This is a genomic window from Microbulbifer sp. SH-1 (assembly GCF_011326135.1).
In the GTDB taxonomy this organism is placed as follows: Bacteria; Pseudomonadota; Gammaproteobacteria; order Pseudomonadales; family Cellvibrionaceae; genus Microbulbifer; species Microbulbifer harenosus.
Genome location: NZ_CP046948.1, coordinates 3,990,768 through 4,010,588, shown reverse-complemented (window position 1 = coordinate 4,010,588; position 19,821 = coordinate 3,990,768). Strand labels below are relative to the sequence as shown.

Below are 19,821 nucleotides of genomic sequence, written 5' to 3'. Positions count from 1 at the left end.
AAACACACCGCGCGAAATCAGAAAGCGATATCCGGCGGCGGCGCCACCCGCAGAACTTCCTGTACGGTGGTAATTCCCGCTGCCACCTTGCGCGCGCCGGATAACCGCAGGCTATTCATTCCCTCGCGCATGCCCTGGCGGCGCACCAGTTGCAGGTCGCAGTCGTGGGTGACCAGCGCCTGCACACCCTCGGAAAACGGCAGGATTTCGTAGATGCCCTGGCGGCCGCGGTAACCGGTATTGCGGCAGTCGAGGCAGCCCTCCGGCTGATACACCACCTCGGGCTTCGGCGCCTTCCAGGGTTTCACCAGCGCCTGCCAGTCCTCGTCGCTGATCTCTGCCTTGCGCTTGCAGTTGGGGCACAGGGTGCGCACCAGGCGCTGGGCCATCACCCCGAGCACGGTGGATTTCAGCAGGTAGTGCGGCAAGCCAAGGTCCAGCAGGCGGGTCACGGCGGTGGGCGCATCGTTGGTGTGCAGGGTGGAAATCACCAGGTGACCGGTGAGCGCGGCCTGCACCGCCATCTGTGCAGTCTCCAGGTCGCGGATCTCCCCCACCATGATGATGTCCGGGTCCTGCCGCATCAGGGTGCGGATGCCGGCGGCGAAATCCAGGCCAATGCTGTGGTGCACCTGGGTCTGGTTGAAGTTTTCCTCCACCATCTCGATAGGGTCTTCGATGGTGGAAACATTCACCTCGGTGGAGGCCAGCTGCTTGAGCGCCGTATACAGGGTGGTGGTTTTACCGGAGCCGGTGGGGCCGGTGACCAGCACAATACCGTTGGGGCGCCCGAGCATGGTCTGCCAGCGGGCCAGATCCTCGCCGGCGAGACCCAGGTCGTGGTAGGAGCGCGCCAGTACCTCGGGATCAAAGATCCGCATCACCAGCTTTTCACCGAAGGCGGTGGGCAGCGTGGAGAGGCGCAGTTCCACCTCGCTGCCGTCCGGGCGCTTGGTCTTGATGCGGCCGTCCTGGGGTTTGCGCTTCTCTGCCACGTTCATGCGCCCGAGAATTTTCAGGCGGCTGGTGACAGCGGCGTTGACCTGGTCCGGCAGTTCGTGGATCGGGTGCAGGATGCCGTCGATGCGGAAGCGGATGCGCCCCACATCCCGGCGCGGCTCGATATGGATGTCACTGGCGCGCTGGTCGAAGGCGTGCTGCAGCAACCAGTCGACAATATTGACGATGTGCTGGTCATTGGCTTCCGGGTCCTTCAGGTTGCCGAGTTCCAGCAGCTGTTCGAAATTGTTGGCGCCGGAGGTGCCCTTGAGACCGCTGGCGCCGGTGATGGAGTGGGCCAGGGAGTAGAACTCGGTGCAATAGCGCTTGATATCCGCGGGGTCTGCCACCACCCGCTGCACGGTGCGACCACTGGTGTGTTCCAGTTGCTCCTCCCAGCCGGAAGTGTAGGGCTGAGCGGTGGCCACCAGCAACATCTCCTTGCTGGCCTCCACACACAGGATCTGGTGGCGCTTGGCGAACTGGAAGCTCATCACCTCAGTCACCGCCGCTACGTTCACCTTCAGCGGGTCGATGTGGTACAGGCCGTGAGAGGAGGTATCCGCCAGCCACTGGGTAAGAAAGAACGCATCCAGCACCTTGCCGGGCTTTTTCAGGTTGGGCAGCTCACAGCTGGCGATATAGCTGAGCGGGTGCATCTGCGCCTGCTCCGCGGTGCGCGGGGTGCCGATCAGGCGATTGGCGTCCGGGCGGCCCACATAGCCCTGGCTTACCAGGTCTTCCAGCAACCCCGCCAGGTCGAGAAACCTGTCTGCCATTCTGCTCACAGCCATACCCTTGCACCCGTCTACGCTTAGTGTGATGGCGCATTGTAGCTTTTATGGCGGACGGCAACAGTGCGACCGGTCCGCAGAAAATTGCCGAGACCCTTTAGTCAAAAACAGGCGTCACTGTGCCCTCGGCAGATGTTGGGGTACCATGCCGCCAAATTTGGCCGCCCCGGTGGCTTTTCAACCAACTGTCAGGACCGGAAAAAGGAACAGACCATGCCCCTGTCCAATATCGCCAACCTGTTCGGCCGCTCGCCGATCAAGCCCATCAAGGAGCACATGGCGACCGCCCACGAGGCGTCAGCGGATCTGGTGCCCTTCTTCGAAGCCCTTATGCATGAGGACTTCGACACCGCCAAAACCATCCAGCAGCGCATCTCCGCGACCGAGAACCGCGCCGACGACATAAAGAAAGATCTGCGCCTGCACCTGCCGGACAGTCTGTTCATGCCGGTTTCCCGCACCGACCTGCTGGAGCTGTTGCACGCCCAGGACGAAGTGGCCAACACCGCCCAGGACATCGCCGGTCTCGCCATCGGCCGCCAGATGCTGGTACCCGAGGCTCTGCGCACGCAGATGCAGACCTTCGTCGAGAGCGCCGTAGCCGCCTCCGCCCAGGCCCTCACCGCCATTAACGAGCTGGATGAGCTGCTGGAGTCCGGCTTCGCCGGGCGCGAAGTGGATATCGCCCAGCGCATGACCGAAGAGCTGGACGAACTCGAGCGCAAATCCGACAAACTCGAAGTTCAGGTGCGCGCTGCCCTGTTCAAGATCGAAAAAGAACTGCCTCCCGTGGATGTGATTTTCCTCTATCGCGTCATCGAGTGGGTCGGCGACCTGGCCGACCGCGCGCACGCTGTCGGCAACCGATTGCAATTGTTGCTGGCGCGTTAAAGGGGGAATTCCATGGAAATCATTGCACAGTACGGCCACATCTTCCTGATTCTGGCCTGCGTCTTCGGCTTCTTTATGGCCTGGGGCGTGGGCGCAAACGACGTGGCCAACGCCATGGGAACCTCCGTAGGCTCCCGCGCGCTGACCATCAAGCAGGCGATCATCATCGCCATGATCTTCGAATTCGCCGGCGCCTATTTGGCCGGTGGCGAAGTAACTGCCACCATTCGCAAGGGGATCATTTCCCCGGATCTGTTTACCGATAATCCCGAACTGCTGATCTACGGCATGCTCTCTGCGCTGCTGGCCGCCGGTACCTGGCTGGCCATCGCCAGTGTGTTGGGCTGGCCAGTGTCCACCACGCACTCCATCGTCGGCGCCATCGTTGGCTTCTCGGCGGTGGGCATTTCCGTAGACGCGGTGGCCTGGGGCAAGGTGGGCAGTATCGTCGCCAGTTGGGTCGTCTCACCGGTACTGGCTGGCACCTTTTCATTCCTGCTGTTCCGCAGCGTTCAACGGCTGATCCTCAACACCGAAGATCCATTTACCAACGCCAAACGCTACATCCCAGTCTATATGTTCGCAGTGGGCTGGATGATCGCCATGGTGACCCTCACCAAGGGCCTCAAGCACGTGCTGAAAGACGCGAACATCAATCTGGTCTTCTGGCAGGACGCGCTGATCGCCGGCGTTGTCGGCCTGATCGTGATGGGCGTGGGCATGGCGATGATCAAGCGCATCAAACGCGACCCCGAGCGCGAGCGCAGCAACCGCTTTGCCAACGTGGAGCGGGTGTTCGCCATCCTGATGATTTTCACCGCCTGCGCCATGGCTTTCGCCCACGGCTCCAACGACGTGGCCAACGCCGTCGGCCCACTGGCAGCGATTGTAAACACGGTGCAGCAGGGTGCGGTAACTGCCAAAGCGGTGATGCCGTCGTGGATCCTGCTGCTCGGTGGTGTCGGTATCGTGGTGGGCCTCGCCACTTACGGCTTTAAGGTGATGGCCACCATCGGCCAGAAGATTACTGAGCTGACCCCCAGCCGCGGCTTTGCCGCCGAGCTGGGCGCCGCCTCTACCGTGGTTCTGGCCTCCGGCACCGGCCTTCCCATCTCCACCACCCACACCCTGGTGGGCGCGGTACTCGGGGTGGGACTGGCGCGCGGTATCGGCGCACTCAACCTGCGCATGATCACCACCATCGTCGCCTCCTGGATCGTCACCCTGCCCGCCGGTGCGGGCCTGGCCATCCTGTTCTTCTTCTTTTTCAAAGGTGTATTTGGCTGGTAAGGCGGCCACATACCGATTGGCGATGGCCACTAGTGCCATCGCCTGCTACAAAGGGAGCCTCGCGCTCCCTTTTTTATTTGTTATTCATTCCCGCAGTCGAGGAGGAAAAATTTCCATGCAATTGTCCATCTACCAGGCCGACGCCTTCACCTCCAAACTGTTCAAAGGCAACCCCGCCGCCTACGTCCCCCTCACAAGCTGGCTCGACGACGCGCTGATGCAACAGATCGCCGCGGAGAACAATCTCGCCGAAACCGCCTTCACCGTGCCCGCCGGCAACGGCTTCGAACTGCGCTGGTTTACCCCCGGTGAAGAAGTCCCCCTGTGCGGCCACGCCACCCTCGTCACCGCGCACCTGTTGTGGACCGAACTGGGTTTTACCGACAGCGAAATCCACTTCCACACCCGCAGCGGCGAGCTGATCGTGCGCAAAGAGGGCGACCTGCTGGCACTGGACTTCCCCGCGCAGAAAAACAGCGAAATCCCATTCGACGAAAGCTACACACAGGCACTCGGTACAGCTCCAGTCAAAGCCATGGAAGTGGTCGGCTCCAACGACCAGCTGCTGCTGGAGTTCCCCTCCGCCGACATCGTCGCCGAGCTCGCCCCGGACTTCCGCGCCGTAAAAAACCTGCCCTACAAAGGCCTGATCTGCACCGCTCCCGGCGACGGCTTCGCCTGCGACTTCGTCAGCCGCTTCTTTGCCCCCGCCATCGGCATCGACGAAGATCCGGTGACCGGCTCCGCACACACAAGGCTGGTGCCGTTCTGGGCACAGAAACTCGACAAGACCTCACTCAAGGCAAAACAGATTTCACCGCGCGGTGGCGAGCTGGATTGTGAATTGAAAGGTGAGCGGGTAGTCATGCGCGGGCGCGCGGTGACTTACTTAAGAGGTCAAATCAGCCTGTAACTGGTGGGATGAATGTCAGAACTCGCCGCGAAGGTGCCACTACCGGTGCAGCCTTGCAAGACCTTCTAAAACAGGGATGTTTTAGAAGAGCCCCCATGGATGGGTCCACGGCGTGTCTTGCAAGGCTGCACCGGTAGTGGCACCGCCACCAAGCCAGCTACGAAGCACGCCAAAAACTACCAGTAATGGTAATGCAACCGCTCATTCTTCCGCGGCCCATCAATCTGCCAGATCAACTCAATCTCATCCGGATGAAGAATCAGATCCGCGGTGTAGGTATCCTCCCCACACAGATGTGGCGACTGGTGACGGAACCCGTGCTCGGTAACAGGCACCAGATTGAACAACATCACCGGCTCCTCCCGCCGCAGATGCTCCAGCCGCACAAAGTCCACACAGCGCGTCCAGCGGTAAGTATTTTGCAAATCAATTTTGTGGCCATCCGCATCGGTAAACTTAGCCCGCTCCGCAAACAGAATGTGCGCGCCAAAACTGGTAACCTCCACCTCCCCGCGCCCATGCCCACGCCAATTGGTCTGCGAGCCCGGACCATTGCTGGCATTGAAACTGAAAGCGCGGACTTTCTTTAACCGCTCGCACAGTTGCGCCAACGCCGCGAGCGATTTGTAATCCAGGCCAATCGTCACCGGACAAACTTCCTATTCATGTTTCTGCTGATACTTATCACCCTGTTGTGGGCCCTTTCCTTCAGCCTGATCGGCGTCTATCTCGCCGGCCAGGTCGACAGCTATTTTGCAGTACTCACCCGGGTACTACTCGCCACCCTGGTATTCCTGCCATTTCTCAACTGGCGCACACCGCCGCGCATCGCGCTGACGCTTATCGCCATCGGCGCCGTGCAGCTGGGACTGATGTATCTGTTCTACTATCAATCTTTTCTGCTGCTGAGCGTACCGGAAGTACTGCTGTTTACCATTTTCACGCCGGTGTACATCGCCCTGATCTACGACCTGTTGGCGCGGCGCTTCTCGCCCTGGAATTTACTGGTGGCCGCCACCGCCGTGCTCGGTGCCGCCATCATCCGCTGGGACAACCTGAACGGCGATTATTGGAAAGGCTTTTTTGTGGTGCAGGGCGCCAACCTCTGCTTTGCGGCAGGCCAGGTGGCCTACAGGCAGTTTATGCAATCCTCCCACGCGCGCACGAAATCGCTGCCGCCGCGGCAGACTTTCGGCTGGTTTTTTATCGGCGCCAGTATCGTGGCCGGTATTGCCTGGTTCGCCCTCGGCACCGCCAAATACCCCACCACGCCAGTCCAGTGGGGAGTGTTACTGTGGCTCGGCGCCGTAGCCTCGGGACTCGGCTATTTCCTGTGGAACAAGGGCGCCACCCAGGTTTCCCCCGGTACCCTGGCAGCGATGAACAATGCGCTGATTCCGGCGGGGTTGCTGGTGAACCTGCTGATCTGGAATCGCGACGCGGATCTATCGAGACTGCTCACCGGCGGTATGCTAATTTTTGTCGCAGTTGCCTTCAGTGAATGGCACAGTAAACGCCAGTAGCATCACAAATCGTTCACGCAAGGATCGTTACCATGAACGCCCGCACACTGCCCTCACTGCAGCAACAGCTCCAGCAACTGGTCGCCAGCCCCAGCGTCAGCGCCACCAATCCGAAACTCGACATGGGCAACCGCGGCGTCATCGACCTGCTGGCGGCGTGGCTGGAAACCCTGGGCTTCAATATTGAAATCATGCCCATCGAGGGCCAGCCCCACAAAGCCAACCTGATTGCCACTCTGGGACAGGGCGACGGTGGCCTGGTGCTCGCCGGCCACACGGATACCGTGCCCTATGATGACAACCGCTGGCAGTCGGACCCGTTCAAACTGAGCGAGCGCGACAACCGTTTTTACGGTCTCGGCAGCACCGATATGAAAGGCTTTTTCCCCATCGCCATTGAGGCGGCAAAAAGCTTTGTCGACAAGCCGCTGCAACAGCCGCTGATTATTCTCGCCACCGCCGACGAGGAGACCTCCATGTCCGGCGCCCGCGCGCTGGTAAAAGCAGGCAGGCCCAAGGCGCGCTACGCGATCATCGGCGAGCCCACCGGGCTGAAACCCATCCGCATGCACAAGGGCATGATGATGCATGCACTGCGCATTACCGGACAGGCGGGCCACTCGTCCAATCCCGCCTATGGGGCCAGTGCATTGGAAGCCATGCACGGCGCCATGGGCGAGATTCTCAAGCTGCGCAGCGAGTGGCAGGAGCGCTACCGCAATCCCGGTTTTGCGGTGCAGGTGCCGACGCTGAATCTCGGCTGCATCCACGGCGGTGACAACCCCAACCGCATCTGCGGCCACACCGAGCTGCAGTTCGATTTGCGCCCGCTGCCAGGGATGCCGATGGAGGCGCTGCGCGGGGAGTTGCACCAGCGACTGCAAAACTGCATTCACGGCGAGAGAATCTCGTTCGAACTGGCGCCACTGATCGGCGATGTGGAAGCCTACGAGGAGCCCGCGCAATCGGAGCTGGTGAAGGTAGCGGAAAAGCTGACCGGCCACAGCGCGGAGAGCGTGGCGTTTGCCACCGAGGCGCCATTCCTGCAGAAGCTGGGGATGCAAACCATCGTGCTCGGCCCCGGCGATATCGACCAGGCGCACCAGCCGGATGAATATCTGGGTCTGGAGCGGATTGATCCGATGGTGGAGATTTTGCGGGGAGTGATCGGCAGGTTCTGCCTCTGAACTTGTAGGAGCCTGCCTTGCAGGCGAATGGACCGGAGCACTGAACTGTTCGCCTGCAAGGCAGGCTCCTACAGCGAGAGTCCGCCGAAGATCTGTACAAGCCCCGAACAAATCTGCAGAAAATGCGGTATATTGCACCGCTAACGAATTTACCTGCTGAAGCGAAGAGACATTGGAAACCGAAAACTCAACTCTCAACTGGTTCCGGAACGCCGCCCCCTACATCAATGACCTGCGCGGGCGAACCCTGGTGGTTGCGATTCCCGGTGAAGGTTTTGAGCACGAAAACTTCCGCAACCTGGTGCACGACCTCACCCTGCTGATCAGTCTCGGTGTGCGCCTGGTGCTGGTGCACGGTGCGCGCGCGCAGGTGAACCGCGCGCTGGAGAGCACCGGTATCCAGAGTCGCTTTTACGGCAATACCCGCATCAGCGACCGCGAGACCCTGGAAATTATCAAGGCCGCCATCGGCAAACTGCGCTTTGAAATCGAGGCCGCATTTTCCCAAGGGCTTCCGGATTCCCCCATGGCGCGCTCCGCGCTGAAAGTGGTCTCCGGCAACTTCGTCACCGCGCGCCCGGTAGGCATCATCGACGGCACCGACATGGGCTGGACCGGCAAGGTGCGGCGCATGGAGGTATCGGCCATCACCCGCGCGCTGGACGAAAGCTCCCTGGTGGTGCTCTCGCCACTCGGCACCTCGCTCACCGGTGAGCTGTTCAGCCTCAATTACCTCGATCTCGCCGCCGAGGCCGCCAGGGCGCTGAAGGCGGAAAAGCTGATCCTGTTTCGCGATCAGCCTTTTCTCGAAATCGACGGCGAGGCGGTGTACGACCTCAGCATCAACCAGGCCGAGGAAGCAGCGGAAGCCATCGACAGCGAAACCCTCAACTGCGCGCTCCTCGCCTGCAATGCTGGCATACCGCGCGCGCACCTGCTGAGCTATGCGGAAGACGGCGCGCTGTTACAGGAACTGTTCAGCCGCGAAGGCACCGGCACCATGATCTACCGCGACAGTTACGAAGTGGTGCGGCGCGCGCGCATCAACGACGTCGGCGGGATCCTCGGCCTGATCCGGCCGCTGGAGAAGCAGGGCATCCTGGTGCGCCGCTCGCGGGAAAAACTTGAGGCGGAGATCGACCATTTCACCCTGGTGGAAGTGGACGGTACTCCGGTGGCCTGTGCCGCACTGTACCCGATCCTCGACGAACAGGGTGACACGGTCGCCGCGGAGATCGCCTGCGTGGCGATCCACCCGGAGTTCCGCGGCGGCGGCCGCGGTGCCAAGCTGCTCGCGCATATGGAGCGGCAGGCGAAGGCACTGGAACTGCCAGAGATTTTTGTGCTCACCACCCAGACCGAACACTGGTTCATCGAGCACGGCTTTACCCAGGTGGAGGTGAGCGACCTGCCCGCCACCCGCAAGTCGATGTACAACATCCAGCGCAATTCCCGCGTTTTGCGCAAGCGGCTCGCCCGGCAATAGGTTTGCCGAGATAACCCATTGTTTCGGACAGGCCTTGCGCGATTTCCCCGGCGGGCCGGGAGCCGCGCAAAATTCGTTGCATTTTGCTACTCTGATGCGCTTGCCGCGCACGCGGCGCCCGTAACCGAATCGCGTTTCGCACAGACAGATCAAGAACCACTATGCCTCAGTACCGTTCCCGCACATCCACCGCCGGCCGCAACATGGCCGGCGCCCGCGCCCTGTGGCGCGCCACCGGCATGAAGGATGAAGACTTCCACAAGCCAATCATCGCCGTGGCCAACTCCTTTACCCAGTTCGTGCCCGGACATGTGCACCTGAAAGACATGGGTCAGCTGGTGGCGCGGGAGATCGAGAAAGCCGGCGGCGTGGCGAAGGAGTTCAACACCATCGCCGTGGACGACGGCATCGCCATGGGCCACGACGGCATGCTCTACAGCCTGCCCAGCCGCGAGATCATCGCCGACTCGGTGGAGTATATGGCGAACGCCCACTGCGCCGACGCGCTGGTGTGCATTTCCAACTGCGACAAGATCACTCCCGGAATGCTGATGGCGGCATTGCGCCTGAATATCCCGGTGATCTTCGTGTCCGGTGGCCCCATGGAAGCGGGCAAGACCAAGCTCGCCGACCACAAGCTGGACCTGGTGGACGCGATGGTGATCGCCGCTACCGACGACGCCAGCGATGAAAAAGTTGCCGAGTACGAACGCTCCGCCTGCCCCACCTGCGGCTCCTGTTCCGGAATGTTCACCGCCAACTCCATGAACTGCCTGACGGAAGCGCTGGGTCTTTCCCTGCCCGGCAACGGCACCATGCTCGCCACCCACGCCGACCGCGAGCAGCTGTTCCTGCGCGCGGGCCGCGAGATCGTCGCCCTGGCCAAGCGCTATTACGAAGAGGACGATCTGTCCGCGCTGCCCCGTTCCATCGCCAGCCGCGCTGCGTTCAGTAACGCCATGGCGCTGGATATCGCCATGGGCGGCTCCACCAATACGATCCTGCACCTGCTGGCCGCCGCCCAGGAAGGCGAGGTGGACTTCACCCTCGCGGATATCGACCGCCTGTCGCGCAAGATCCCGCAACTGTGCAAGGTCGCGCCCAATACCCAGAAGTACCACATCGAGGACGTACACCGCGCCGGCGGCGTGATGTCGATTCTCGGCGAACTGGAAGCCGGAGGCCTGTTCGACGCCAGCCTGCCCACGGTGCACAGCCGCACCTTCCGCGAAGCGCTGGAAGAGTGGGACATTCGCCGCACCGACAATCCGGAAGTGCACAAGTTTTTCCGCGCCGGCCCCGCCGGCATCCCCACCCAGCAGGCCTTCAGCCAGGACTGCCGCTGGAACAACCTGGACGGCGACCGCGAAAATGGCTGTATACGCTCCGTCGAGCACGCCTATTCCTCCGAGGGTGGCCTCGCGGTGCTGTTCGGCAATCTGGCACCGGATGGCTGCGTGGTAAAGACCTCCGGGGTGGAGGAAGAGCTGTGGCACTTCGAGGGACCGGCGCATATTGTCGAGAGCCAGGAAGATGCCGTCGCGCACATTCTCGAGGGCAAGGTGAAAGAAGGCGAAGCGGTAATCGTGCGCTACGAGGGCCCGAAAGGCGGCCCTGGCATGCAGGAAATGCTTTACCCAACCAGCTATCTGAAGTCCAAGGGTCTGGGTAAGTCCTGTGCGCTGATCACCGACGGCCGCTTCTCCGGCGGCACCTCCGGCTTGTCCATCGGCCACGTTTCCCCGGAAGCGGCCGGCGGCGGCAATATCGGCCTGGTGCAGGATGGCGACCTGGTGCGTATCGACATCCCCAACCGCCGGATCGAAGTGGATATCCCGGAAGCGGAACTGCACCGCCGCCGCGAGGCCATGAACCACAAAGGCAGCGACGGCTGGAAACCGGCCAAACCACGCCCGCGCAAGGTTAGCAAGGCCCTCAAGGCCTACGCCCTGCTCGCCACCAGCGCCGATCGCGGTGCGGTGCGGGAAATCGACTGATCTCAAATGAGAAATAGCGGGCTTAGCCCGCTATTTCTTTATCTCTCCTGTTATTCAGCCAACTTGAAACTGATACGGTTGCGCACACCGTGCTGTTCCACGGCCTGTCCTTCCGACATCGGCGGGCGGTACTTGAAGCGCTCCACCGCATTCAATGCCGCATTGTTAAAGACATCCGTAGGAGCGCCGGCACTGTCATAGCCACCGACGACCCGCGGATTCTTCACACTGCCATTGCTGGTGATGGTGAACTCCACAACCACATAGCCTTCAATGCCCCTCGCCAGCGCGCGGCGCGGGTACTGCGGTGCCGGCTTGTAGATGGGCAGTGGGTCCGCGGTGATCGGAATCGGACCGCTGCGCTCATTTCCCACCACCGGTGGACTGATGACTGTCGGCAGGTCCTGTGGCTCTACCTTGTGGTTGATCTCCACTCGCGGCAGCGGTGGCGGTACGTCTTGCGGCTTCAGCACCGGATCGGATTTCTGCACCGTCGGCGTTATTTTCGGCATGTGGATGCCCAACACTTTCGGCGGCAGTTCATCGGGCGGCGCCCGATAGTCCGTGGCGATCAGCTGGGTCATACCCAGCAGCAGAAGCCCGGTTACCCCCAGGGCAAACGCCCCACTGCGCAGCAGCTGCGCGGAAGTCATGGTGAAAGACAGCGGATTGAATAGTTGTGGATTGGCTATCGCAGATAGGGTGGCAGAAAGGTTTTTGGGCGGATAAGCCTGTTCCATAAACACCTCACTTTTTATTTTAGGGTGTTGAAAGATCGCACAGCCTGCATACGCAAAAGGTATGTGGCATTGCGGCGGAAAAAGCTGATCAGCTACTTACAGTATTTAGTTGTTTTGAGCGAAAGTGCAAATAATTCTCAATAATTGTCTATATTTGCGCCAGCAATGCCGAATTGCAGACGAAAAAAAGGCCGCACAAGTGCGGCCCTTCCCGGTTCGGTCTAAACCTCCAGCGAATCTATCAACTACATCGCCAGCTGTTCTTCCCGCTCCTTTTCACTTTCTACGAAAGCAATCCACTGTGAGGCAAACTTCTCGGAGCGTTTGTCATCCTTTGCTTTCTTCAAGTACTTCAAGGCGTCGTCGTACTTTTTCAGGTTGGCGTTGGCCATACCCAGCACGATGTAGAGCTGGTCCGGGCGCTTGAGATCACCCTTTTTCAGCGCTTTCGCACCCATGTCTACGGCTTTTTCGTTCTTGTCCAGGTCCAGGTAGATACTGGCCAGACGAGAGTAGATCTCGCCCTTGTCGGACATACTTGCGGCCGCTTCCAGCTCGGGGATCGACTTTTGCAGCTCCTGAGCCATCTGGTAAGCCTGAGCCAGGGTTTCCAGATTCTTGGAGGTGCGCTCGATCTTTTTCTCCTTGATGCCCTTGTCGATGACCTTGGCACCTTTGTACGGGGTTTCCGCGCCCATGAAGAGATAGGCCATATTCAACAGCTCTTTCTCTTTCTGCAGGGCACCGGCAATGTAGGCGGCTTCCATCATGTGAAGCATGTCGTCTTCACGTTTCAGTTCGCCGTACATACCCGCCAGTTGCTTGTAGTACTCGCCTTTCGGGTAGTGCTTCACCAGCTTCTCAAGGATATTGGCTACCTGCTTGTAGTCGTTTTTCTCGTAGTAGAGGAAACGCTGCAGGCCGAACCAGTTTTCCTTAGGCACTTTGCCTTCTTTTTCGTACATAGACACGGCCTGATTGATATCGGCCAGTGCCTTGGCATTGTCACCCAGCTGGTAGTAAGCCTGGGCGCGCAGCGCGTAAGAGTCGGCGTTAACGGTATCGGAAACCTTGAACCAGCGATTCAGGTAGTCAATTGCCGATTTGTAGTCTTCGGTCACGAAGTACAGCTGGGCAACGGTCAACAGGGTTCCTACTTCCAGCGCTACCGGCAGGTTTTCTTCACCCTGCTGCAGTACTTTCTTGTAGTAGCTAATCGCCTGCGGATACTTCTCCATGCTGTAGTAAACGTAGCCGTAGAAGTAGTACATCTGCGCGGCTTCATAGCCGTTCAGCTTGTCCTTACCGGCTTCCATTTCTTTCAGCGCAGCCAGTGCCGCCTGCCAGTTCTGGGCATCCGCAGCTTCCTGCGCCTTGCCCAGATACTTGAACGCACTTTCGCGCATCGCCGGGGTCTTACGGGTCTTCTGCTCGGCGGCCTGCGCCTGGGCAAAAGAACCGGATACACCGACGGCCTCCAGTACGGTCACGCTCACGGCCGGTGCCAGCAGCAGGGGCAGCGCTACGGACGTGCGCAGGACGAATCTGGACAGGCCTTTCGTCACGGTCGTCATGTTCATATGCGTCCCCTATCAGTTCTTGGCCATGTTGAAGCTGATCTTGGTTTTTACACCAGGTACTTCAATCGGCTCACCGTCAACAACACGCGGCTTGTACTTGTACTTCAGAGCTGACTTAACGGCAGCACTGTTGAAGATGGTGGTGGGGTTGCCGTCAAGGGTAAAGGCTTCCACTACCTTCGGGTCCCGTACAGAACCGTTTTTGGTCACGGTGTATTCCACAACCACCCAACCTTCGATACCACGCTGCAGTGCGCGACGCGGGTACTCCGGCTGGACCTTTACGATCGGCAGGTAATCGCCCTCAGAGGCGAAGCCACCGATGCCACCGACCTTAAGATCGGCATTGGCCGCTGGGGCAGACATGTTCAGGGCATTGTCTACATCCGGCTGGTCAAACTCCGGCTCCGGCATTTCCGGTGGCGGTGTTTCGGGCTCGTCTGGTTTGTCCGGTTTGCTGGTATCGTATTGGGTTTCGATCTTCTGCTCCGGCATCACAACGTCGGCTACCTTAATCTGCTCCTCTTCTTTCGGAGCACCAAGGTTCGCTTCGATCAGCGCATGCATGGTGAAGATCAGGGCAAAAGTGGTGGCTACCGCCAGCGCACCCGCCCCTACAAGTCTTACCGGGTTCATAGCTGTTAACTCTTCTCTGTAGCGACCGACACTTTATCGATTCCGATCTTCCTGGCCGCGTCCGCGATCAGGGCAACCTTCTCGATGCTCGCTTTCTTATCGGGCTGAATCACCAACCACCCAGTCGGGTTTTCCGCGTAGAGACGCTCCAGGGTGTTTTTCACCAGGCGATCGTCTACCTGCTCTTTGGCAATCCAGATTTCGTCGTTGTCGTTAATCGCTACCAGAATAGAGGCGGCTTTGAGGTCAGCGGTAGTCGCTTCCGGCTTGACAACATCGACGCCCGGTTCCTTGATAAAGGTCGCGGTGACGATGAAGAAGATCAGCATGATGAACACCACGTCCAGCATGGGCGTGAGGTCAATCGCTTGCCCTTCTTCTTCCGCCGTAGTCTGTTTTCTGCTCATTGCAACTCTCTCTAGCGAAATGCTATTAGCGAGATTTGGCCTTGTGGCGCCCTCACCTCACAACGTGACAGTGAGAGCGCCCTGAATTGGCTAAACCTTCCGGTTCGCGGACCCGTCTCCGGGGAGACTGGCCCGCGCACCTTTACTGTGGTGCCGTCAGTGATCCATCGTCAGATGGTCTTCCAGCAGCTGGGTTTCACGCTGTGCGGTACGGGTGATGTATGTGTTGGCAAACACCCCGGACAGTGCGGTCACCATACCCGCCATGGTCGGGATGGTGGCCATGGATACACCGCTGGCCATTTGCTTGGCATCACCACCACCGGTGATCGCGAGAACCTCGAACACGTTGATCATGCCCCAAACAGTGCCCAGCAGACCGAACAACGGCGCGAGGGCGACACAGGTCTGGATCATGTCCAAGTTGGAGTCGATTTTCTCGGATACCCGGGAAACCAGTGCGTGGCGGATCTGGTGGGCGTTCCAGGATTTGCGCTCGGGGCGCGCCTCCCAGGCGTCCATGGCAGTCTGAACATCGCGCTTCAGACCACCTTTGAAGTAAAAGACCCGCTCGAAAATCAGCGTCCACATGAAGAAGGTCAGGCCGGCGATCAGGAGTAGTACTGGCCCGCCCGACGCCATAAAGGCGTTGACGGCGGCCCATGCGTCATTCAATGCGTGCATGTTGCCGCCTCCTCTTATTTACGCTCAGCGTTTTCTGCAACGATACCGGCACTCTGCTCGTCCAGGATGTGCAGGATACGCTTGGCGCGGCCGTTCACGATGGTGTGCAGCAGCACGGTCGGGATAGCCACAACCAGACCCAGAACGGTGGTCACCAGGGCAGAAGAGATACCGCCGGCCATTGCCTTGGGATCGCCCGCGCCGAAGATGGTGATCGCCTGGAAGGTGATGATCATACCGGTAACGGTACCCAACAGACCCAGCAGCGGGGCCACCATGGCGATGATCTTCAGCAGGTTCAGACCGGATTCGATGGCCGGACGCTCTTTCAGCACCGCTTCTTCCATCTTCAGTTCCAGGGTCTCACCGTCTACACCTTTGTTCTCTTCCGCCACAGCCAGAACACGACCCAGCGGGTTGTTGGTGTTCGGAGTGGAGGAACGCAGCTGTGCATTTACCTTGGCATTCACACCGGACAGTACCAGCAGACGCCATACGGCCAGCAGCAGAGCAACAACACCAACCGCGGAGATGATGTAGCCTACGATGCCGCCCTGGTGCCAACGCTCGACAATGCTCGGGCTTGCGATCATGGCTTTCAGGTAAGAACCACCGGTAGGACCAGTCGGGTCAACACCGAAGGGGGTGAAGCCGCTGGTCGCTGCCTGCAGGTCAGCCGCCATGCTCAGGTATTTACCGTCAGGCTGGCGAATCAGTTCCGCCATCTTCTGGTTTTCGTTCATTTCCAGGTACTTGCCGTTGGAAACCAGGTTGAAGTTACCAACACGTACGATTTCCTGCTCGGCCTGCTCGCCGTCGGGCTTGATCACAGTGCCGCTGAACTTCACAACCTTGCCGGATTCCACGGTCTCACGCTGCAGTTCGTACCACAGACGCTCGATTTCCTGGATGGTTGGCAGCTTGGTGGCGGAGTTCATTTTGTCGATCAGCTGATCGAGGAACTCGGCGCGGCCCGGATACTGGGCGGATACCAGAGAGGTATCCAGATTGGCGCGCAGGTCGCCAGCGGTGGAGGTCAGGTGACCGAACAGTTCTTTCAGAGAACCGAGGCGCTCGTCCAGCTGCTGACGCTTCTGTTGAACCAGCAGTTCCTGTTCTTCGTACTTCTTCTCCAGCGCCGCGGAGCGGGCTTCTTCGGAAGTGCGGGTGTTCTCGGCCTGGCTCAGCAGGGAAGCCTGGTTGGCTTTCTGGCGACGGAAGTCGTCTTCACGCTTCTTGTGCTCGGCAGATTCTGCAACTTTGGACTGCTGAACCATCTTCAGCAGCTGGTCCAGGGAGGTAGCTTTGTCCTGGGCCACAGCGGAAACGCTGATCAGGCCAGCCGCCGCTACGGCAAGGACGCGTTTGGCGATAGAGGTTTTCATTGCGCAGCCTCCGGAGCCGGAATCGGCATAGTCATGATGTCGGTAGTAGCCTGTTTCTTGGCAATTTTCAGACCCTGCATGATGGCGCGGCGGTATTCGCCAGCGTCGATCTCAACCCATGCTTTCTGATCTTTGTCGTAAGCCAGGGAGATTTTGGAATCGGTGGTCTGGGCTACCAGGGCAATACGGCCAACCTGCAGCACGTTTACTTCGCGATCCTGACCGTTCACGTTCAGGGTGTCGCCGTAGCTGTCGATCTTACGCGCGTATTCCGCTTCGAAGTTGTACAGTTCCAGCACCTGACGGAATTTTTCCGCTACAGTGATATCGGAACGGTCCATATTATTCTTGACGCCTTCGAGGTTGGCCTTACGCTCGGCCAGTTTGAAGGGGGCGTCCAGTTCGATGAACTGCTCCAGGCCGTCCAGCATACGCAGGATCAACGGCTGGATCTGACGCTCGATCACGGTTACCTGGTCGATGGACTCGTCCAGATCCTTGATCACGGCCAGCTGGTTGGCCAGCTGCTTTTCGAGCTGACGGTTGTATACGCGCAGACCGTCGATCTCTTTGTTTACCACTTTGAACTGCTGAAGCAGGTCAGAGGTTTCCTGAGCGATCTTGTCGATGCGCTTTTGAGATGCAGTTGCGGCAGCAGTTTTCTGCTCGCCAACCTTGAGTACGGTGTCGAGAGTATCCGCAGTGGCTACGCTACCGTACAGTGCGCCGGCAGACAGCGCAGTGGTCAGCGCCACAGCCATGAATCGCTTGGTTTTCATTAGACCCCCCAGTGGGTTCGATATTTCACAACATGGTCGCGATGAATTAGCTGCCACAACGCGGTAGTTTTAGGCTTGAAGACAGCTAAGAGCCGCACATTGTAAACAGCCGATTTGATTATTCAAATGCCGATTGACTGCACCGCCGAAGCTGTGTAGCTGGGTAACACTCGGGTAACACCCTCGGGTTTCATGCACACATTTGCGGCGGATTACGCTGTGCAACAGTTGGCCAAAACTACCCGATTGGGTATTTTTTAGTCAACCTGTTTTTTATTAAACCTGTCGTACTGGACTATGCAGTAGTTGTATTCATCCTTATCCGAGGCGGGGTAACAGTCCCGCCCGGACTCCTGCCAGTCGCTGTCCAGCACCGGAAAGAAGGCGTCTCCCTCCACCTCCGCATCCACTTCGGTGATATACAAACGCCGTGCCAGCGGCATGGCCTGGCGGTAGATCTCCGCGCCGCCAATCACCATGATCTCTTCTGCGCCATCGCGCACAGCCGCCTGTTGCGCCAGTGCCAGCGCCTGTTCCAGGGATGCCGCCACCGCCACCCCAGGCGCGCGCCAGTCGGGATTGCGGGTGATAACGATGTTCTCGCGCCCGGGCAGCGGGCGACCAATGGATTCGAAGGTCTTGCGCCCCATGACCACCGGCTTGCCGAGGGTGGTGCGCTTGAAGAACTGCAGGTCGCCGGAGATCCGCCAGGGCAGCGTATTCTCGCGGCCGATGGCGCGGTTGCGCGCCATGGCGACAATCATCGCCAGCGGTTTATCGACCGCAGCCATTACACCGCCACCGGCGCGGGAATATGGGGATGCGCCTCGTAGCCCAGCAGTTCGAAATCCTCGAAGCGGAATTCGAACAGGTCCTTCACTTCCGGGTTCAGGCGCATCTGCGGCAGCGGCAACGGCTGCCGCGACAACTGCTCCTCCACCTGTTCCGCATGGTTGGAATACAGGTGGGCGTCGCCAAAGGTATGCACAAAATCGCCGGGCTCCAGATCGCAGACCTGCGCCAGCATTAGAGTCAGCAGAGCGTAGGAGGCGATATTGAAGGGCACTCCGAGAAAGATATCCGCGCTGCGCTGGTACAGTTGGCAGGACAACTTGCCGTCTGCCACGTAGAACTGGAACAGGGCGTGGCACGGAGCCAGCGCCATCTTGCCAGCGGCGGCGTTGGCGCTCGGCGAAACACCCTCATCCGGCAGGTCCGCAGGGTTCCAGGCACTGACGATCAGACGGCGGGAATCCGGGCGGGTCTTGAGCTGATGAACCAGCTCCTTGATCTGGTCGATATGGCGGCCATCCGCGGTGGGCCAGGAGCGCCACTGGTAGCCATAGACCGGGCCGAGCTCGCCGTCTTCGGTGGCCCACTCATCCCAGATGCGCACGCCGTTGTCTTTGAGGTAGCCGATATTGGTATCCCCCTGCAGGAACCACAGCAGCTCATGAATGATGGACCGCAGGTGGCACTTCTTGGTGGTGATCAGGGGGAACCCCTCGGACAGATCAAAACGCATCTGGTAGCCGAATACACTGCGGGTGCCGGTGCCGGTGCGGTCGCTCTTCAGGGTGCCGTTGTCGCGCACATGGCGCATCAGGTCGAGATATTGCTTCATCTATATACGTGTTCTTGAATCCGGTTTATTTGGCAGCGCTTTTTTTCAGCCTGGCGGTGTCTTTGCCTGCCGCCTCACCCTGTCCCCGCCCGTCGGGCAGCGGTTGGGTGCGGTAGCTCCACACCAGAATGATGATGCCGGCGGCAATCATTGGCAGACACAGCAGCTGACCGCGGGTCAACCAGCCGAACAGGACCGGCACCCCCACATCCGGCTGGCGCACGAACTCCACCAGGAAGCGGAAGATGCCGTACAGCAGGACAAACAGGCCGCCGACGGCAAGGCGCGGGCGCGGCTTGCTGGAGAAGATCCACAGCACCACGAACAGCACCAGCCCCTCCAGCAAGGCCTGGTACAGCTGGGACGGGTGGCGCACCAGTTGTTCGGGGTCGCGGGGAAAGACCATACCCCAGGGCACATCGGTCTCCCGACCCCACAGCTCCTGACCGATAAAGTTGCCGATACGCCCAAGCCCGAGGCCGATGGGAACCAGCGGCGCCACGAAATCGATCAGAGTGGGGAAGGTGGTGCCGATCTTGCGCGCGTATATGGTGGCCGCCACCATCACGCCGATGAGACCACCGTGGAAGCTCATCCCCCCCTCCCAAACCTTGATCAGGCTGAGGGGGTGGGCGATCAACTCATTGAAGTTGTAAAAGAACATGTAACCGAGACGACCGCCCACCACGACGCCGATGGCACAGAACAGGATCAGGTCCTCGACTTCGGACTTGATTACCGGTGACCAGGGCTTGGCGGCCCGGCGCATGGCCAGCCACCAGGCGGCGGCAAACCCCGCCAGGTACATCAGCCCGTACCAGTGAATCTTGAGCGGGCCGATGGCCAGGGCAACGGGATCAATCTCGGGGTAAGTCAGCATGCTCAAACCGCGGTTGTTCAAAGTGG

General features: G+C 59.8%; 19 protein-coding genes. 7 read left to right on the top strand and 12 right to left on the bottom strand.

From position 1 onward, the window contains the following. Positions 1-17: 17 nt before the first annotated feature. Positions 18-1,793 (bottom strand): GspE/PulE family protein, encoded by a 1,776-nt coding sequence (locus GNX18_RS16595; protein WP_166219495.1) that lies wholly within the window; start codon positions 1,791-1,793, stop codon positions 18-20. Between the two features lie 213 nt (positions 1,794-2,006). On the opposite strand from GNX18_RS16595, the gene GNX18_RS16590 reads away from it, so the two are divergent. The 3 genes from GNX18_RS16590 to GNX18_RS16580 all read left to right on the top strand — a co-directional run bounded on the left by GNX18_RS16590 (position 2,007) and on the right by GNX18_RS16580 (position 4,887). Continuing rightward, a complete protein-coding gene (locus GNX18_RS16590) occupies positions 2,007-2,684 on the top strand; it encodes a TIGR00153 family protein (RefSeq protein WP_138235667.1) in 678 nt (225 codons plus the stop codon). Positions 2,685-2,696: 12 nt separating this feature from the next. Then, on the top strand, positions 2,697-3,974 hold the full coding sequence (locus GNX18_RS16585) for an inorganic phosphate transporter (RefSeq protein ID WP_138235668.1): 1,278 nt from the start codon (positions 2,697-2,699) through the stop codon (positions 3,972-3,974). A gap of 115 nt (positions 3,975-4,089) precedes the next feature. After that, positions 4,090-4,887, top strand: coding sequence for a PhzF family phenazine biosynthesis protein (locus GNX18_RS16580; RefSeq protein ID WP_166219493.1), 798 nt, complete (start codon positions 4,090-4,092; stop codon positions 4,885-4,887). Between the two features lie 176 nt (positions 4,888-5,063). On the opposite strand, the gene GNX18_RS16575 is transcribed toward GNX18_RS16580, so the two are convergent. Further along, positions 5,064-5,534, bottom strand: a complete 471-nt coding sequence (locus GNX18_RS16575; protein ID WP_166219491.1) for a DUF6314 family protein — start codon at positions 5,532-5,534, stop codon at positions 5,064-5,066. 18 nt (positions 5,535-5,552) lie between these two features. Here GNX18_RS16575 and GNX18_RS16570 point away from each other — a divergent pair, with 18 nt between their 5' ends. The 4 genes from GNX18_RS16570 to ilvD all read left to right on the top strand — a co-directional run bounded on the left by GNX18_RS16570 (position 5,553) and on the right by ilvD (position 11,080). Beyond that, the gene (locus GNX18_RS16570) at positions 5,553-6,410 is read left to right on the top strand and encodes a carboxylate/amino acid/amine transporter (RefSeq protein WP_166219489.1); all 858 of its coding nucleotides are present in this window, start codon (positions 5,553-5,555) and stop codon (positions 6,408-6,410) included. Between the two features lie 32 nt (positions 6,411-6,442). Beyond that, positions 6,443-7,597, top strand: a complete 1,155-nt coding sequence (gene argE / locus GNX18_RS16565) for an acetylornithine deacetylase (RefSeq protein WP_166219487.1) — start codon at positions 6,443-6,445, stop codon at positions 7,595-7,597. Between the two features lie 172 nt (positions 7,598-7,769). Continuing rightward, complete coding sequence (gene argA, locus GNX18_RS16560) at positions 7,770-9,083, top strand: amino-acid N-acetyltransferase (RefSeq protein ID WP_138235693.1); 1,314 nt, start codon at positions 7,770-7,772, stop codon at positions 9,081-9,083. Between the two features lie 161 nt (positions 9,084-9,244). Further along, positions 9,245-11,080: a dihydroxy-acid dehydratase gene (ilvD, locus tag GNX18_RS16555; RefSeq protein ID WP_166219485.1), complete on the top strand. Its 1,836-nt coding sequence runs from the start codon at positions 9,245-9,247 to the stop codon at positions 11,078-11,080. A gap of 50 nt (positions 11,081-11,130) precedes the next feature. Here ilvD and GNX18_RS16550 read toward each other — a convergent pair whose 3' ends face one another. From GNX18_RS16550 to lgt, 10 genes are all read right to left on the bottom strand, one after another. Beyond that, positions 11,131-11,820 (bottom strand): energy transducer TonB, encoded by a 690-nt coding sequence (locus tag GNX18_RS16550; protein WP_138235695.1) that lies wholly within the window; start codon positions 11,818-11,820, stop codon positions 11,131-11,133. Positions 11,821-12,065: 245 nt separating this feature from the next. Then, positions 12,066-13,400 (bottom strand): tetratricopeptide repeat protein, encoded by a 1,335-nt coding sequence (locus tag GNX18_RS16545; protein WP_138235696.1) that lies wholly within the window; start codon positions 13,398-13,400, stop codon positions 12,066-12,068. Between the two features lie 12 nt (positions 13,401-13,412). Next, the gene (locus GNX18_RS16540) at positions 13,413-14,036 is read right to left on the bottom strand and encodes an energy transducer TonB (RefSeq protein ID WP_138235697.1); all 624 of its coding nucleotides are present in this window, start codon (positions 14,034-14,036) and stop codon (positions 13,413-13,415) included. A gap of 5 nt (positions 14,037-14,041) precedes the next feature. Next, entirely contained in the window at positions 14,042-14,443 is a 402-nt protein-coding gene (locus GNX18_RS16535) for a biopolymer transporter ExbD (protein WP_138235698.1), read from the bottom strand. Positions 14,444-14,599: 156 nt separating this feature from the next. Further along, a complete protein-coding gene (locus GNX18_RS16530; RefSeq protein WP_138235699.1) occupies positions 14,600-15,127 on the bottom strand; it encodes a MotA/TolQ/ExbB proton channel family protein in 528 nt (175 codons plus the stop codon). Positions 15,128-15,141: 14 nt separating this feature from the next. After that, a complete protein-coding gene (locus tag GNX18_RS16525; RefSeq protein WP_166219483.1) occupies positions 15,142-16,512 on the bottom strand; it encodes a MotA/TolQ/ExbB proton channel family protein in 1,371 nt (456 codons plus the stop codon). Then, positions 16,509-17,291 carry a DUF3450 domain-containing protein gene (locus tag GNX18_RS16520; protein WP_138235701.1) on the bottom strand — a complete coding sequence of 261 codons (783 nt, stop codon included), beginning with the start codon at positions 17,289-17,291 and terminating at the stop codon, positions 16,509-16,511. Before GNX18_RS16520 ends, GNX18_RS16525 begins: the two co-directional genes overlap by 4 nt. Positions 17,292-17,548: 257 nt before the next feature. Further along, a complete protein-coding gene (locus GNX18_RS16515; protein ID WP_138235702.1) occupies positions 17,549-18,082 on the bottom strand; it encodes a dihydrofolate reductase in 534 nt (177 codons plus the stop codon). Beyond that, positions 18,082-18,915 (bottom strand): thymidylate synthase, encoded by an 834-nt coding sequence (locus GNX18_RS16510; protein WP_138235703.1) that lies wholly within the window; start codon positions 18,913-18,915, stop codon positions 18,082-18,084. Before GNX18_RS16510 ends, GNX18_RS16515 begins: the two co-directional genes overlap by 1 nt. A gap of 25 nt (positions 18,916-18,940) precedes the next feature. After that, positions 18,941-19,795, bottom strand: a complete 855-nt coding sequence (lgt, locus tag GNX18_RS16505) for a prolipoprotein diacylglyceryl transferase (protein WP_166219481.1) — start codon at positions 19,793-19,795, stop codon at positions 18,941-18,943. Positions 19,796-19,821: the final 26 nt, after the last annotated feature.